This window comes from Kosakonia sp. (assembly GCF_032104925.1).
In the GTDB taxonomy this organism is placed as follows: domain Bacteria; phylum Pseudomonadota; class Gammaproteobacteria; order Enterobacterales; family Enterobacteriaceae; genus Kosakonia.
In genome coordinates this window covers 131483-147940 of sequence record NZ_DAMCGF010000009.1, presented here as the reverse complement: position 1 = coordinate 147940, position 16458 = coordinate 131483, and the positions used below count along the sequence as shown (strand labels likewise).

Genomic DNA, 16458 nt, shown 5'->3' with positions numbered 1-16458 from the left:
CTGGCAGGGATAATTAATAAGGGATTATGATGAAAAGAGCGAAATTATATATCGCATTTATTGCCAGTATCACAAGCGGGCTGGCGAATGCGGCGAATGAGTATACCTATACAACGCCGGTACCGCCTGCGTATGAATCCTCCGCAAACCAGCGTGCGTTGCGGACAAACGACGAGACGTCAACCTATATCAAATGTGTGTATAACATCGATAATCAGGATCAAAGTAATCCTGCCTCATCCTGGACATGGGCGCGTGACGGGAGTAACTACCTTAAGCTGCGCGGGTATTGGTATAGCACCACGCCGCTGGCAAATATGTTTTATAGCGAATCATCCTACGCAAACCTGGTAAATATCTGCCGGAGCACGTTGAAGGCCAGCAATATTAATGCGCAGACCGTTATTCCTTATGCTTCCGATTACGCGCTCTCCTGGTATTATATGATTTGGCATCAGGGGCAGGCGCAGCCAGCGATACTGTTTGGCAATAATAAAATTGATCGCATGGTCATATTTGGCGACAGCCTTAGCGATACGATTAATGTTTATAACGGCTCATACGGCACGGTTCCAAATCACGCATCGTGGTTTCTTGGTCATTTTTCTAATGGCAAAGTCTGGCACGAATATCTGGCCGGTTCACTTAATTTACCGGGCTATGTATGGGCGACAGCCAATGCGGAAAGCGGTGAGAAACCGTTATTTAACGGTTTTGATAAGCAGCTGGATTCTTTCAGCGCTTATCTGAGTAAAACAGAGAATTATGACATCGCGCAGACCCTGTTTACGGTGCTGTTTGGCGGTAATGATTTTATCACTGGCGCAAAAACGCCGGACGATATCATCGCTACGTACCGCATACAGCTGGCGCGTCTGGCGGCACTGGGAGCGCAGCATATCGCGATATTCAGGCTGCCTGATTTCTCTGTCATTCCTGGTGTCGCTACCTGGACACCGGCGGAAAAAGAGGCGCTAAAAAACAAATCAGAGAAGTTTAACCAGCAGCTGGACCACCTGCTCGGCGAATTACGCACCGCGTATCCGAAAGCGAATTTTTTCACCGTCAAACTGGATAGCGCATTTAATGATCTGCTCAGTGAAAGCGGTAAATATGGCTTTGTTAATACCAGCGAAACTTGCCTGAATATCTCCGCTTCCGGCATCTCTTACGCCACAGGTGTCGCGGTGAAGCAGGCATGTAAAACGGCGAACGGGGCGTTTGTTTTCTGGGACAATATGCACCCGACCACCAAAAACCATGCTCTGCTCGCAGAAATGATACGCGAGGAGATAGTGCAACATCTGACCAGCGACGGCGAGTAACCGCGCTAAGGCACCTCGTCCGTCAGGACGGGAGGCTACACCAGTTTTTTCACCAGTTCTTCGCTATGGCGAATACGCTCCGGCGCATGCTCAAGATCCTGCTGTACCAGCGCCATAAACAGTAAATCCGTGAGCATCATTTGCGCGCTGGTGGAAGAAATCGCCGCGCTGCGTGTCGCTTGCTCTTCCGCGATGGTGTACAGGCAGTGCGTGGCCCGCTGCTGTAATGCGTTCGGCGTGAAGCCGGTGATGGCGAGGATCTTGCCGCCAACGCGCAGTGTCTCATCGGCCGCCATGTTGATTTCTCGGCGTTCGCCGCTATAAGAGACCGGCAGCAACAGATCGCCCGGCTCCATCGCCTGCACGGTTGCCAGCAGCGCGTGCATATCCTGCTCGACCACCGCGTTAACGCCGATTTTCATCAGTTTCCAGCCAAAATTACGTGCGACCAGCCCGGAAGCGCCGATACCCGTCAGGATAATACGCCGCGCTTCGCGCAGCAGCCGCACGCTCTCCAGCAGTTTCTCCTCGCTGTTAACATCGAGCGAGGCATGCATGGCGCTCTGGTACTCTTTAATCAGCTTTTCGCCCACCACCCGCAGCGGATCATCGCCACGGATCTGGTTATGCACCGGCATAGACCACGGATTGCTATTGCTGGCTAACGCTTCGCTGATCGCCAGCTTCATCGCCGGAAAGCCTTTGAAATCCATCTTCTGGGCAAATTTCACGACGCTTGACTGGCTGACGCCTGCTTCGGCGGCCAGTTGTTGCGAGCTCAAATGGCGTGCGCGATCGGGGTTTTCCAGCAGAAATTCCGCCAGCTTTTTATCGCTCTGCGCAAGGCCTGGGTAGCGCTGGCGAATGCGGATTAGACAATTCATAAGATCTCCGGGAGCAAACCCATCCGCGATATTTTGCCGATGAATGAATTTTATATTCCAGTAATAGATTGCGATTATGAATTAAAAATTCTTTTAGCACAAAATATCCCTGAATGGGTTTTGACAGCGATCAAGAGGATCCGCTGAGGCTGCGTTGTTTAACCTTCGGTGAATTATCGAGCAGACGAATTGCCGGAATAAAACTGGCACCTGCGCAGGCAATGACCACCGCGATTGCCGAGGCGATCAGCACGTTGCTGCTACCAAAGTGCGTCGCCAGTGGCCCGGCGGCCAGCTCACCAACCGGAATAGCGATAAATGATCCCATTGCATCGTAGGCATAAACACGCGCCAGCTTCTCTGGCGGAATATGTGTTTGTAATGACTGCGCCCACGCCACACCGAACAGGCCGAAACTGACGCCTGCGAGGAAAAACGCCGCCAGCAACCACGTTGTAGAAACATTTTGGCTGAGGAGATAGATCGGCACCGCGCATACGGCAACCAGCATCACGCCGATAAACAGATCGCGTCGCGGACGCCAGCGCAGCGCGAGGAATGAACCGACAATCAAGCCCACGCTCTGCGCGGCGACAATCATTCCCCAGCGCGTGCGGCCAAACGAGGCATCGGCAATGATCGGGCCGAGTACCATCACCACGCCGCTGAACGTGGCATTAATAATGGTGAACTGCACGACAATGGCCCACACCCAGGCGCGGCTGATGAACTCTTTCCAGCCATCGCGCAGATCTTGCAGGATATTGCTTTGCGCCGCTGTCTCCTGAATAGCGCCCATGCGAATGGCGAGATAAAGCGGAGCCGAGGCGGCAAAGCCCAGTGCGTCAATCGCCAGCCCCCAGCCAGGCCCGACGGCGCTGGTGAGGATGCCACCGAGCGACGCGCCGACGACCGTTCCGCTATAAATACCAAGCTGGATAAAGGCATTGGCTTCGCGCAGGTTATGCGCTGGCACTGTTTGCGGCACCAGCGCGGACGAAGCCGGCAGCGCGATCCCCGCCGCCGCGCCGTTAATCGTGCCGAGTATCGCGAGGAGCAGCACCGTCGCTGAACCGTCCAGCACCAGCCAGGCGACAACGCCTTGCGAACAGGCGGCGACCAGCGACGACAGCACCAGCACCTGGCTGCGTGAATAGCGATCGGCCAGCACACCGCCGACCAGCAAAAACGCCACGTTAAACAGTGAGCGAGCGGCCACCACAATACCGAGTTCGGTGGCGGAACCGCCAATGTCCAGCACCGCAAAAGCCAGCGCAATGGGGGCAATGCCGTTACCGAGCACTGTCAGCAGACGGGCAAAAAACAGATGGCGAAACGGGGCAAAATGAAAGGCGCGCGTATGTTGTGTTGTCATCAGGATCGCGGTGAAGTAAAGGTTCGGGCCAGTGTAAAGCATCCTGGCTTTGCCAACATAGCCGCTGATTATTACAGGTATCGGTGACCGATTGTTACCGGAAAAGTGAGGGGCTATCTGTTAGGCTATTGAAAGAGCGATCGCCAGAAGGAGAGGCCCGGCGGTCGAAGGTTAACCAACAGAGGACTCCCATTTGGCTAACAGCGAGCGCCGCGTCGTCTTTTTTGATCTGGATGGTACCCTGCATCAGCAGGATATGTTTGGTACGTTTCTGCGTTACGTTTTGCGTCATCAGCCGTTAAATGCGTTGCTGGTGCTGCCTTTGTTGCCGGTGATTGCGGGCGGATTATTACTCAAAGGACGCGCCGCGCGCTGGCCAATGAGCTTGCTGCTGTGGGGCTGCACGTTTGGCCATAGCGAACGGCACCTGAATGCGTTGCAGCAGAAATTTGTCAGCTGGTTTCGTGAGCATGTTACCGCCTTCCCGGTCGTGCAAACGCGGTTAACCAACTATCTGGCGGCGTCCGATGCGGATATCTGGCTGATTACCGGTTCGCCGCAGCCGCTGGTGGAGCAGGTCTATTATGATACTCCGTGGCTCCCGCGCGTTAATCTGATAGCCAGCCAAATCAGCCGCCGCTACGGTGGCTGGGTGCTGACTATGCGCTGTCTCGGTCATGAAAAAGTCGCCCAGCTTGAACGCAAAATCGGTACCCCGTTGCGCCTCTACAGCGGTTACAGCGACAGCAAGCAAGACAACCCGTTGCTCTATTTTTGCCAGCACCGCTGGCGCGTGACGCCGCGTGGCGACTTGCAACAGCTCGAGTAGTGTCGAACCGATAACGGCTGTGTATAATGCGCTCCGCCTGAATTACTGGAGTATCTCGCTTTGTCCATTCCTGAACTGAATCACGACGTCTGGATGCGTCATGCGCTCACGCTGGCGAAACGCGCCTGGGAAGAGGGCGAAGTGCCGGTAGGCGCGGTGCTGGTGCATAACGGTCAGGTGATCGGCGAAGGCTGGAACCGGCCGATTGGCCGCCACGATCCTACCGCGCATGCGGAAATTATGGCGTTGCGCCAGGGTGGGCTGGTGCTGCAAAACTACCGTCTTATTGATACCACTTTATATGTCACGCTGGAGCCATGCGTTATGTGCGCGGGTGCCATGGTGCACAGCCGTATCGGTCAACTGGTTTTTGGTGCGCGGGATGCAAAAACCGGCGCGGCGGGATCGTTGATTGATGTGTTGCACCATCCGGGCATGAACCATCGGGTGGAGATAACCGAAGGCGTGTTACGCGACGAATGCGCCGCGATGCTGAGCGATTTCTTCCGCCAGCGTCGGCTGGAGAAGAAAGCCCTGAAAAAACCGGCTGGCGATCCTACTGCTTTTTAGCGCGTAGTGGCGTTAAGCGCTAGCGGTTAACTTTTAGCGGGTTTTGCACCAGCGCGTCGGACACCAGCAGCGGGTTACGCGGGAAGGCTTCATTAGCGGTTAACGCGCTAAAGGGCAGCACGCCGTAAGCCGGGCGATTTAATTCTTCTGTTGATACCGCCGGGTAACTCCTGGCCAGCTTCACTGCTTTTGCGGCCTCTTTCTCTTTTTCCAGTAAATAACCGACCAGGCTAATTTCATACTTACGAATATTTTCCACATAGGCATAGGCTTCGTGTCCGCGAGCGTAGCCGTACGTCAGCTTGCTGTAGTACTGTTTCTGGCTTAATAACGGCAGGCGCTGTTTCACGTCTGCCCAACTGTCCGGGTTGCCTTTGGTTTTCGCCGTTAACGCACGGGCATCCAGCATGTGCGCGTAGCCCATATTGTAAGCCGCCAGCGCGAACCAGATTTTTTCATCCTGCGGTACGGTGTCCGGCACTTTGCTCATCATGTCCACCAGGTAACGCGCGCCGCCGCTGATGCTTTGCTCGGCGTCAGTGCGATCGCTTAAACCTAAGCTCTGCGCCGTATTACGCGTCAGCATCATCAAGCCGCGAACGCCGGTGGGTGAAGTGGCCTGGGAGTCCCAGTGTGACTCCTGATAAGAGATGGCCGCTAACAGTCGCCAGTCGATCGCCTGGGCGTACTTTTCAAACAGCGGTTGCAGATCCGGCAGCACGCTATCGACGGCGCGTAAAAAGGTACGCGTGTCGACATAGTCAAAATCCTCGCCATGGCCGAGATATTTCTCCTCCAGCCGCGCAAGCGTGCCGTCTTCATTCATATAATTGAAAAAATCGAGCATCGCGGCCGACAGCGTATTGTCGTCATCGCGCTTGCTAAACCAGGTGACGGGTTGCTCATCGGTGATATCCAGCGCCACCGCCAGCTCGGGATGCACGCGCTGGAACAGGCTAATGGCGACCGAATCAGCGACGGTGTAGCTCAGTTTCCCGTCGACCACTTGTTGCAGCAGCGCGGTCGTGCCGAGCTTTTCATCCACCGTCCAGCTTAACTCCGGGTACTTCTTCTCTTTTAATTCACGCAGATCGTCCAGGGCGACATGACCGGGAGCGATGGTTAACTGGCTGGCATTTACGGATTCCAGCGTACGGGGGCGGTAGCTGCCCACCCGGTACACCAGTTGCTGAGAAACCGAATAGTAGACCGGCCCGGTTTGATAGTTCTTCACCCGTTCGCTGTTGTAGACCAACCCGGCGGCGAGCATATCGGCGTCGTCATTATCAAGGTCGTCAAACAGTTGACTGATATTCTGGCGCACCGTGACTTTCAGTTTGACGCCAAGGTAATCGGCGAAATGCTGCGCGAGATCGTAATCCAGCCCATACGTTTTGCCATCAACGGTGTTGTAAGTGAGCGGTGTGGCAACCGTACTGACGCGCAGCTCCCCACGAGCTTTGATCGCCGCGATGCGATTGTCGGCTTTGCCGAACCAGGGGATAGAAGGCCACAGGGCCGCTGCCAGCAGCAGGGTGACAATGCCGATGAGCAGATAATTAATCTTAAATTTTTTCAAGGAGTTAATTCTCTGCGCCGTGCTTTGCCTCAGAAGATTCTCGTGATGATAACAGTAAGGTTTGTCGGTGATTGAGCGGCATTCTGCGCAACAAAACGCCAGTTGGCAACTAATTAGAGCATTCGGCGACAGCTATTGTTAAAAATTGACGGCGATTTTATTTCGACGCAAACGGTTTCGTCGGCGCGCAGGATTCTCTATAATGACGCCCGTTTTCCCCTGGTGCACACTTAAAGCGTCCCCGACGCTTCGTAATCGAAGACGAGAGACTTATGATGGAAATTCTGCGTGGTTCGCCTGCATTGTCCGCTTTCCGTATCAACAAACTGCTGGCACGTTTTCAGGCCGCCAACCTCCCGGTAAGCAACATTTACGCCGAATACGCTCACTTCGCCGATCTCAATGATGGGCTGACAGAAGATGAATACGCGCGGCTCCAGCGCTTGCTGAAATACGGCCCGAGCCTTAGCAGCCATACCCCGACCGGAAAATTACTGCTCGTCACTCCTCGTCCCGGCACCATCTCTCCCTGGTCTTCTAAAGCTACCGATATTGCTCACAACTGCGGCCTCAACAAAATCAATCGCCTTGAGCGCGGCGTCGCCTATTACGTTGACGCAGCCGGGCTGACTGACGCCCAGTGGAACGACGTTGCCGCAGAGCTGCATGACCGCATGATGGAGAGCGTATTCACGTCACAAGCCGACGCCGAACGCCTGTTTGAGCACCATCAGCCTGCGCCGGTACAGAGCGTGGATCTGCTCGGCGAAGGCCGTCAGGCGCTGATTGATGCCAACCTGCGTCTGGGGCTGGCGCTGGCGGAAGACGAAATCGACTACCTGCAAGAGGCGTTTACTCGCCTGGGGCGCAATCCGAACGACATTGAGCTTTATATGTTCGCGCAGGCGAACTCTGAGCACTGCCGCCACAAAATTTTCAACGCCGACTGGGTGATTGATGGCAAGCAGCAGCCGAAGTCGCTGTTCAAAATGATCAAAAACACCTTCGAGCAAACGCCGGATTTCGTGCTGTCGGCCTATAAAGATAACGCCGCAGTGATGGAAGGTTCCGAAGTGGGGCGCTTCTTCGCCGATCGCGGGGAAGGGCGTTACGACTACCATCAGGAACCGGCGCATATTCTGATGAAGGTGGAAACTCACAACCACCCGACGGCGATTTCGCCGTGGCCAGGGGCGGCGACAGGTTCCGGCGGCGAGATCCGCGATGAAGGCGCAACCGGCCGTGGCGCGAAGCCAAAAGCGGGGCTGGTGGGCTTTTCCGTTTCTAACCTGCGTATCCCTGGCTTTGAACAGCCGTGGGAAGAGGATTTCGGTAAACCGGATCGTATCGTCACCGCGCTGGACATTATGACCGACGGCCCACTGGGCGGCGCGGCGTTCAACAATGAATTTGGTCGTCCGGCGCTGAATGGTTACTTCCGTACTTATGAAGAGAAAGTGAACAGCCACAATGGCGAAGAGCTGCGCGGCTACCACAAACCGATCATGCTGGCGGGCGGCATCGGCAACATCCGTGCCGATCACGTGCAGAAAGGTGAAATTACCGTTGGCGCGAAACTGATCGTGCTGGGCGGTCCGGCGATGAATATCGGTCTGGGCGGCGGCGCGGCCTCTTCAATGGCATCCGGTCAGTCCGACGCGGATCTTGATTTTGCCTCCGTACAGCGTGACAACCCGGAGATGGAACGTCGTTGCCAGGAAGTTATCGACCGCTGCTGGCAGCTGGGTGATGCCAACCCGATCCTCTTTATTCACGATGTTGGCGCGGGCGGCCTTTCTAACGCCATGCCGGAGCTGGTGAGCGACGGCGGTCGCGGCGGTCGTTTTGAGCTGCGCGATATTCTGAGCGATGAGCCGGGAATGAGCCCGCTTGAGATCTGGTGTAACGAATCGCAGGAGCGCTACGTGCTGGCGGTTGCCGCCGATCAACTGGCGCTGTTTGACGAGCTGTGCCGCCGCGAGCGCGCGCCGTACGCGGTGATTGGTGAAGCGACGGAAGCCCAACATCTGACGCTTAACGACAGCCACTTTAACAACCAGCCGATCGATATGCCGCTGGATGTGCTGCTGGGTAAAACGCCGAAGATGACCCGCGATGTCGCGTCTCGTCAGGCGGCTGGCGAAGCGCTGAACGTGCAGGGCATTTCCATTGCCGATGCGGTTAACCGCGTGCTGCACCTGCCGACCGTGGCGGAAAAAACCTTCCTTGTGACCATCGGCGACCGTACGGTGACCGGTATGGTCGCGCGCGATCAGATGGTTGGCCCGTGGCAGATTCCGGTGGCGAACTGTGCAGTCACCACCGCCAGCCTTGATAGCTACTACGGTGAGGCGATGGCGCTGGGCGAACGCGCGCCGGTGGCGCTGCTGGACTTCGCCGCTTCCGCCCGCCTGGCGGTGGGGGAAGCGCTCACTAACATCGCTGCAACGCAGATTGGCGATATCAAACGTATTAAGCTGTCGGCGAACTGGATGGCCGCCGCCGGGCACCCGGGTGAAGACGCCGGGCTGTATGCCGCAGTGAAAGCAGTGGGCGAAGAGCTTTGTCCGGCGCTCGGTTTAACCATTCCTGTGGGTAAAGACTCCATGTCGATGAAAACCCGCTGGCAGGAAGGCAGCGAGCAGCGCGAAATGACCTCGCCGCTGTCACTGGTGATCACCGCGTTTGCCCGTGTTGAAGATGTTCGCCGCACGGTTACTCCGCAGCTTTCCACGGAAGATAACGCCCTGCTGCTGATTGACCTGGGTAATGGCAATAACGCACTGGGCGCCACCGCGCTGGCACAGGTTTACCGCCAGCTGGGTGACAAACCGGCTGATGTGCGTAACGTTGAGCAACTGAAAGGTTTCTTTGATGCTATCCAGGCGCTGGTGGCGGACCGCAAACTGCTGGCTTATCACGATCGCTCCGATGGCGGCCTGCTGGTCACGCTGGCAGAGATGGCCTTTACCGGTCACTGCGGCATCAACGTTGATATCGCGTCTCTGGGCCAGGATCGTCTGGCGGCGTTGTTTAATGAAGAGCTGGGCGCGGTGATTCAGGTGCGCGCGGCCGATCGCGAAGCGGTAGAAAGCGTGCTCGCGGCTTATGGTCTGGGTGATAGCGTTCACTATCTCGGTACTGCCGTTGCTGGCGATCGCTTTGTGATTGAAGCTGATGGCCAGGCGGTGTTCAGCGAAAGTCGTACTCAGCTGCGCATGTGGTGGGCGGAAACCACCTGGCAGATGCAGCGCCTGCGTGATAACCCGGAGTGTGCGGATCAGGAGCATCAGGCGAAAGCCAATGACAACGATCCGGGCCTCAACGTGAAACTCTCTTTTGATATCAACGACGATATCGCTGCACCGTTCATTGCTACCGGTGCACGGCCAAAAGTGGCTGTGCTGCGTGAGCAGGGCGTCAACTCGCACGTTGAAATGGCGGCTGCATTCCATCGCGCCGGTTTTGATGCCATTGACGTGCATATGAGCGATCTGCTGGCAGGGCGCACTGGCCTTGAGCACTTCCAGGCGCTGGTTGCCTGCGGCGGCTTCTCGTATGGCGATGTGCTGGGTGCAGGTGAGGGTTGGGCGAAATCGATTCTGTTCAACGAGCGTGTGCGTGACGAGTTCGAAACCTTCTTCCACCGTCCGCAGACACTGGCGCTGGGCGTATGTAACGGTTGCCAGATGATGTCTAACCTGCGTGAACTGATCCCGGGCAGCGAGCTGTGGCCGCGCTTTGTGCGTAACCACTCCGACCGCTTTGAAGCACGCTTCAGCCTGGTAGAAGTGACGCAAAGCCCGTCGCTGCTGCTGAGCGGTATGGTTGGCTCGCAGATGCCAATCGCTGTTTCTCATGGTGAAGGTCGCGTGGAAGTGCGTGATGGCGCGCATCTGGCGCAGCTGGAAAGCAAAGGGCTGGTGGCGTTGCGCTACGTGGATAACACCGGGGTCGTGACGGAAACTTATCCGGCGAACCCGAACGGCTCACCGAACGGCATTACGGCTGTGACCAGTGAAAGCGGGCGCGTAACCATTATGATGCCGCACCCGGAGCGCGTGTTCCGCACCGTTTCCAACTCCTGGCATCCAGAAAACTGGGGCGAAGACAGTCCGTGGATGCGTATCTTCCGCAACGCCCGTAAACAGTTGGGTTAATTTCGTCATCATCAGTAAGCCCTCTTCTTTGTAAGAGGGCTTTTTTTCGTCTGAGCAAAAGTGTCTGCATTTCCCGACATAGGGTATTAAGTGGTGTCTCCAAAAAGAGACATTTAATTTATTGATTATAAATGATTTATTTTTGATGCTATCAGTGTGTTGCTAAATAGCGACAGGTTGTTGAAATGATAAGCACATCACACTTTCATTTTTAAAATATTAAATGATTAAAAATCAATAGCTTTAATTAATTGTTGGCGTGTTGGCACAATACCTGCATAATATTACGCAGTGGCTCATTCACCTCCTTATGTCAGCCCCTTCGGGACGCGCTACATAAACTTCGAATGACGCACTTAAAGGTGCCTGCCGTCCACCTGCTGATAATTGCGTTGCTTTATCAGGCATCGGGCGAAACGTCGAGTTAGGCACCGCCTAATTTCATAACAAAGCCGGGTTAATACCCGGCTTTGTTGTTTCTGGCTTTTGGTAAATCAGTTAGCATCTCCATACCTTTTTTTGCGAGAGAAGTGCATTGAAACGCTGGCCTGTTTTCCCCCGCTCGCTTCGCCAACTGGTCATGATGGCGTTTTTGTTAATCCTGTTGCCGCTGCTGGTGTTAGCCTGGCAGGCGTGGCAAAGCCTGAACGCACTCAGTGCGCAGGCGTTGCAGACTAACCGCACAACGCTGATTGACGCGCGTCGCAGTGAAGCAATGACCAATGCCGCACTGGAAATGGAGCGTAGCTACCGGCAGTACTGTGTGCTGGATGATGCCACCCTGGCGCGCGTGTATCAGAATCAGCGTAAGCGTTATAGCGAAATGCTTGACGCCCACGCGGGCGTGCTCCCTGACGATAAACTTTACCAGGCGTTGCGCCAGGATTTAAACGCGCTCGCCCAGTTGCAATGTAAAAATAGCGGCCCGTCTGCCGAGGCTTCTGCGCAGCTTGAAGCGTTTGCCGCCGCCAATACCGAGATGGTGCAATCGACACGGGCGGTGGTTTTTTCCCGCGGGCAACAGCTTCAGCTGGAAATTGCCGAACGCGGCCAGTTTTTCGGCTGGCAGGCGCTGGTGCTGTTCCTGGTGAGCCTGGCGCTGGTCCTGCTGTTTACCCGCATGATCATCGGTCCGGTGAAGGGCATCGAGCGGATGATTAATCGCTTGGGCGAGGGGAGAACCCTGGGCCGTAGCGTTGTCTTTAAAGGCCCGCGCGAACTGCGTTATGTTGGGGAACGGATCCTCTGGCTGAGCGAAAGACTCGCCTGGCTTGAATCACAGCGTCATCAATTCTTACGCCACCTTTCCCACGAGCTTAAAACGCCGCTTGCCAGCATGCGCGAAGGTACCGAGTTGCTGGCCGATCAGGTTGTCGGACCGCTGACGATGGAACAGAAAGAGGTGGTGGAGATCCTCGATGCCAGCAGCCGCAATCTGCAAAAACTGATTGAGCAATTGCTGGATTACAACCGCAAGCTGGCGGAGGGTTCGGTAGAGCTGGAAACCGTGGAACTTGCACCACTGGTAGAAATGGTGATCTCTGCCCACAGTTTGCCGGCGCGAGCTAAAATGATGCATACCGATGTCGCCCTTGATGTGGCGACCTGCCAGGCCGAACCGATGTTGCTGATGAGCGTGCTGGATAATCTTTACTCCAACGCGGTGCACTATGGTGCTGAATCCGGTAACATTTCTCTGCACAGCTATACTGCCAACGCGCGGCTCTGTATCGAAGTGGCAAATACCGGTACGCCGATCCCTGAAACGGAGCGTGAAATGATCTTCGAACCGTTCTTCCAGGGCAGCCACCAGCGAAAAGGCGCGGTGAAAGGCAGCGGGTTGGGGCTAAGCATTGCCAGGGACTGCATTCGCCGTATGCAAGGCGAGCTGCATCTGGTGGCGAGCAGCAAAGCTGATGTCTGTTTCCGTATTGAGTTACCTCTCAATGCGCCGGAAAAATCCACTCAATGAATCTAAATCTGGTGAGTATGTCGCATGTTTTTTCCCGCGTGATTAACGCGGTTACACAGCAAAACGCCTGGCTTCGCGTGTTTCCTTGTCTGCTGCTGGCGGGGTGTGTTGCACAAAAACCGCAAAGCGCGATTCATGACCTCCAGGAAGAACGGCTCCCTGAACATCAACTGGCCGATTTCTTGTCCACAGATTGCGACGATATCTGGTCGCTGTCCGGGCAAAACGTCGACACCAACCCGCTTTACTGGCTGCGCGGTATGGACTGTGCGCAACGTTTATCGCCTGCCGCCGCGCGTGCTGAAGCACGTACCTGGTCTGACGATAACTGGCAGGCCACGTTCAGGCGCGGCATTTTGCTCTCTAACGCCAAAATTTCGCCGCTTGAGCGTCGTGAATACACCGAGCGGCTGGGCGCATTAAGCCCCACGATCCCTGCGCAGGTTCGTCCACTGTTTGAGCTGTGGCGCGATGGTGAAAAAGCCCAATTACAACTGGCGGAAGAGCGCGCCCGTTACGCGAAGTTACAGCAATCCGCGGACAGCGAGCTGGATAGTCTGCGCCAGCAGCAACAATTCCTGCGCGAACAACTGGAAACAACTACCCGTAAACTGGAAAACCTCACCGATATCGAACGGCGTCTCTCCACGCGCAATAAACCCGCCGCTACTGACCTGCCGGACAGTTCTCACCCGTCTAAAAGCGACGGCACTCAGGAGGATGTGAAACCATGACCAGCCGTAAACCTGCCCATCTGTTGCTGGTGGATGACGATCCGGGGCTGTTAAAACTGCTGGGGCTGCGCCTCACCAGCGAAGGCTATAGCATCGTCACGGCGGAAAGCGGGCAGGAAGGGTTACGCATTCTTGCGCGGGAAAAGGTCGATTTGGTAATAAGCGATCTGCGCATGGATGAGATGGACGGTATGCAGCTGTTTGCCGAAATCCAGCGCGTACAGCCGGGCATGCCGGTGATTATCCTGACGGCCCACGGCTCGATTCCCGATGCGGTGGCCGCGACCCAGCAGGGCGTGTTCAGCTTTCTGACCAAACCGGTGGACAAAGACGCGCTGTATAAAGCGATTGACGATGCGCTGGAGCACAGCGGTTCGGCGATGGATGACCAGTGGCGTGAAACCATAGTCACTCGTAGCCCGGTAATGCTGCGTCTGCTGGAGCAGGCGCGGATGGTGGCGCAATCTGACGTGAGCGTGCTGATTAACGGCCAGAGCGGTACCGGGAAAGAGGTGCTCGCGCAGGCGATTCATAACGCCAGTCCGCGCAGCAAAAGTGCGTTTATCGCCATTAACTGCGGCGCGTTGCCGGAACAGTTACTGGAATCTGAACTGTTCGGTCATGCGCGCGGTGCGTTTACCGGCGCAGTCAGTAGCCGGGAGGGGCTGTTCCAGGCGGCGGAGGGCGGCACGCTGTTCCTTGATGAGATTGGCGATATGCCAATTCCGTTGCAGGTCAAACTGCTGCGCGTGTTGCAGGAGCGCAAAGTGCGCCCGCTTGGCAGTAACCGCGATATCGATATTAATGTGCGCATCATTTCAGCCACGCACCGTGATTTACCGAAAGCGATGGCGCGCGGCGAGTTTCGCGAAGATCTCTACTATCGGCTGAATGTGGTGAGCCTGAAGATCCCGGCGTTAGCTGAGCGTGCGGAAGATATTCCGCTACTGGCCAATCATTTGCTGAAACAGTCGGCAGAGAGACATAAACCGTTTGTTCGCGCGTTTTCCACCGATGCCATGAAGCGGCTGATGACCGCCGGCTGGCCTGGCAATGTGCGCCAGTTGGTTAACGTCATTGAACAGTGTGTGGCGCTCACTTCATCGCCGGTTATCAGCGATGCGCTGGTGGAGCAGGCGCTGGAAGGGGAAAATACGGCATTGCCGACCTTTGTTGAGGCGCGTAACCAGTTTGAACTGAACTACCTGCGCAAGCTGCTGCAAATCACTAAGGGCAATGTCACGCATGCCGCGCGCATGGCGGGGCGCAACCGCACCGAGTTTTACAAATTACTCTCCCGCCATGAGCTCGACGCCAACGACTTTAAAGAGTAATGGCGAAATGATTATGGTACTGTGAGCAACCGATTACGATGCAGCAGACTGGCAAGAGCGTGTAAGGAACGACCATGAAAAAGATTGATGCGATTATTAAACCTTTCAAACTGGATGATGTACGTGAAGCGCTGGCTGAAGTCGGCATCACCGGGATGACGGTAACGGAAGTGAAAGGTTTTGGTCGTCAGAAAGGCCACACTGAACTTTACCGTGGCGCGGAGTATATGGTGGATTTTCTGCCGAAGGTGAAGATTGAAATTGTCGTGACTGACGACATCGTTGATACCTGCGTGGACACCATTATCCGTACTGCCCAGACCGGTAAAATCGGCGATGGTAAGATCTTCGTCTTTGATGTCGCACGCGTGGTGCGTATCCGTACCGGCGAAGAAGACGACGCCGCAATCTGATATTTTCCCTCACCCCTCAGGGTGAGGGTGCCTGTTTTACAACACCTTATGCGGGCCAAAGCATTCGTAATGAATGCTCTCTTTGTTCACGCCAAGTGTGACCAACTGTTGCGCGACAAACTGCATAAAACCGACCGGGCCGCAGAGATAAAACTGCATCGCCGGATCGCTGAACTTCCCTTCCAGCGCGTGCAAATCCATCAACCCTTCACTGTGATAGTGACCGCTGTTCACCTCAGCCGCCGCAGGCTGTTGATACCAGACATGCTGGTAAAAATGGTTCAGCGACGCACCCAGTTTGCTTACTTCATCGGCAAAGGCATGCACCTCGCCATTCATCGCGGCGTGGAACCAGTTTACCTGCGCGGCATGTTGTGATTTTGAAAGGCTGTCGAGCATCGCCAGCATCGGTGTTTGACCGACACCCGCGGAGATCAGCGTGACCGGCGTGTTGCTCTGCACATCAATAAAGAAATCCCCGGCAGGCGCTGCAAGATGCACGATATCGCCCACTTTCGCACTGTTATGCAGCCAGTTAGAAACCTGCCCACCCGCTTCGCGTTTTACCGCGATACGGTAGCTTTTGCCGTTGGGCTTGCGGGTCAGTGAATACTGGCGGATCTCCTGATTAGCGAAACCTTCAGGCTTCAGCCAGACACCCAGATATTGCCCCGGCTGATAAGCGGCGACCGGCTGACCGTCGACGGGTTCGAATTCAAAGCTGGTGATAAGTGCGCTCTGCGGTTTTTTCTCTACCAGGCGGAACGGGCGCGTGCCTTGCCAGCCGCCAACTTTTTCAGCGTGTTCGCTGTAGATTTGCGCTTCACGGTTGATAAAGACACCCGCCAGTACGCCGTAGGCTTTTCCCCAGGCGTCTAACACTTCTTGCCCCGGGCTGAACATCTCATCCAGCGTCGCCAGCAGGTGTGTGCCAACAATGTTGTACTGTTCCGGCTGGATCTGGAAGCTGGTGTGCTTCTGGGCGATTTTTTCAACCGCCGGCAGCAGCGCGGCAAGATTATCAATATTGCTGGCGTAAGCGGCAATGGCGTTGAACAGTGCTTCACGCTGATCGCCATTGCGCTGGTTGCTCATATTGAAAATCTCTTTCAGTTCCGGATTGTGAGTGAACATCCGGTCGTAAAAATGAGCGGTGAGTTTTGGGCCGGTAGCCGCCAGCAAGGGAAGAGTGGATTTGACCGTAGCGATGGTTTGGGCGTCGAGCATGATTGCTTCCTTTTTTACAGATTATTTAAAGTTGTATTTTAAATACATCTTATAGC

The 16458-nt window shown here is 55.5% G+C and carries 12 protein-coding genes; 8 read left to right on the top strand and 4 right to left on the bottom strand.

The window, feature by feature from the left end:
- Positions 1–29: 29 nt before the first annotated feature.
- A complete protein-coding gene (locus RT644_RS17730) occupies positions 30–1325 on the top strand; it encodes an SGNH/GDSL hydrolase family protein (protein WP_313627394.1) in 1296 nt (431 codons plus the stop codon).
- 35 nt (positions 1326–1360) lie between these two features.
- Here the strand turns inward: RT644_RS17730 and RT644_RS17725 are convergent, their stop codons facing one another.
- Together RT644_RS17725 and RT644_RS17720 are read right to left on the bottom strand one after the other, a co-directional pair.
- A complete protein-coding gene (locus RT644_RS17725) occupies positions 1361–2209 on the bottom strand; it encodes a MurR/RpiR family transcriptional regulator (RefSeq protein WP_020454744.1) in 849 nt (282 codons plus the stop codon).
- Positions 2210–2339: 130 nt separating this feature from the next.
- Positions 2340–3584, bottom strand: coding sequence for an MFS transporter (locus RT644_RS17720; RefSeq protein WP_313627393.1), 1245 nt, complete (start codon positions 3582–3584; stop codon positions 2340–2342).
- A 193-nt stretch (positions 3585–3777) separates the two neighbouring features.
- Here RT644_RS17720 and yfhb point away from each other — a divergent pair, with 193 nt between their 5' ends.
- Together yfhb and tadA are read left to right on the top strand one after the other, a co-directional pair.
- A complete protein-coding gene (gene yfhb, locus RT644_RS17715) occupies positions 3778–4413 on the top strand; it encodes a phosphatidylglycerophosphatase C (protein WP_020454742.1) in 636 nt (211 codons plus the stop codon).
- A 45-nt stretch (positions 4414–4458) separates the two neighbouring features.
- Complete coding sequence (tadA, locus tag RT644_RS17710) at positions 4459–4983, top strand: tRNA adenosine(34) deaminase TadA (protein WP_174240595.1); 525 nt, start codon at positions 4459–4461, stop codon at positions 4981–4983.
- A 19-nt stretch (positions 4984–5002) separates the two neighbouring features.
- Here tadA and mltF read toward each other — a convergent pair whose 3' ends face one another.
- Positions 5003–6595: a membrane-bound lytic murein transglycosylase MltF gene (gene mltF, locus RT644_RS17705; RefSeq protein WP_238328396.1), complete on the bottom strand. Its 1593-nt coding sequence runs from the start codon at positions 6593–6595 to the stop codon at positions 5003–5005.
- Positions 6596–6834: 239 nt separating this feature from the next.
- Here mltF and purL point away from each other — a divergent pair, with 239 nt between their 5' ends.
- The 5 genes from purL (at position 6835) to glnB (ending at position 15175) form a co-directional block, all read left to right on the top strand.
- Positions 6835–10722: a phosphoribosylformylglycinamidine synthase gene (gene purL, locus RT644_RS17700; RefSeq protein ID WP_020454739.1), complete on the top strand. Its 3888-nt coding sequence runs from the start codon at positions 6835–6837 to the stop codon at positions 10720–10722.
- A 535-nt stretch (positions 10723–11257) separates the two neighbouring features.
- The gene (gene qseE, locus RT644_RS17695; RefSeq protein ID WP_071925215.1) at positions 11258–12694 is read left to right on the top strand and encodes a two component system sensor histidine kinase QseE/GlrK; all 1437 of its coding nucleotides are present in this window, start codon (positions 11258–11260) and stop codon (positions 12692–12694) included.
- Entirely contained in the window at positions 12691–13428 is a 738-nt protein-coding gene (gene qseG, locus RT644_RS17690) for a two-component system QseEF-associated lipoprotein QseG (RefSeq protein ID WP_020454737.1), read from the top strand. Before qseE ends, qseG begins: the two co-directional genes overlap by 4 nt.
- On the top strand, positions 13425–14762 hold the full coding sequence (glrR, locus tag RT644_RS17685; protein WP_017459023.1) for a two-component system response regulator GlrR: 1338 nt from the start codon (positions 13425–13427) through the stop codon (positions 14760–14762). The genes qseG and glrR overlap by 4 nt, the downstream gene beginning before the upstream one ends.
- A gap of 74 nt (positions 14763–14836) precedes the next feature.
- Positions 14837–15175 carry a nitrogen regulatory protein P-II gene (gene glnB, locus RT644_RS17680; RefSeq protein WP_002438074.1) on the top strand — a complete coding sequence of 113 codons (339 nt, stop codon included), beginning with the start codon at positions 14837–14839 and terminating at the stop codon, positions 15173–15175.
- Positions 15176–15211: 36 nt separating this feature from the next.
- Here glnB and hmpA read toward each other — a convergent pair whose 3' ends face one another.
- Positions 15212–16402: an NO-inducible flavohemoprotein gene (gene hmpA / locus RT644_RS17675; protein WP_313627392.1), complete on the bottom strand. Its 1191-nt coding sequence runs from the start codon at positions 16400–16402 to the stop codon at positions 15212–15214.
- Between the last annotated feature and the right edge of the window lie 56 nt (positions 16403–16458).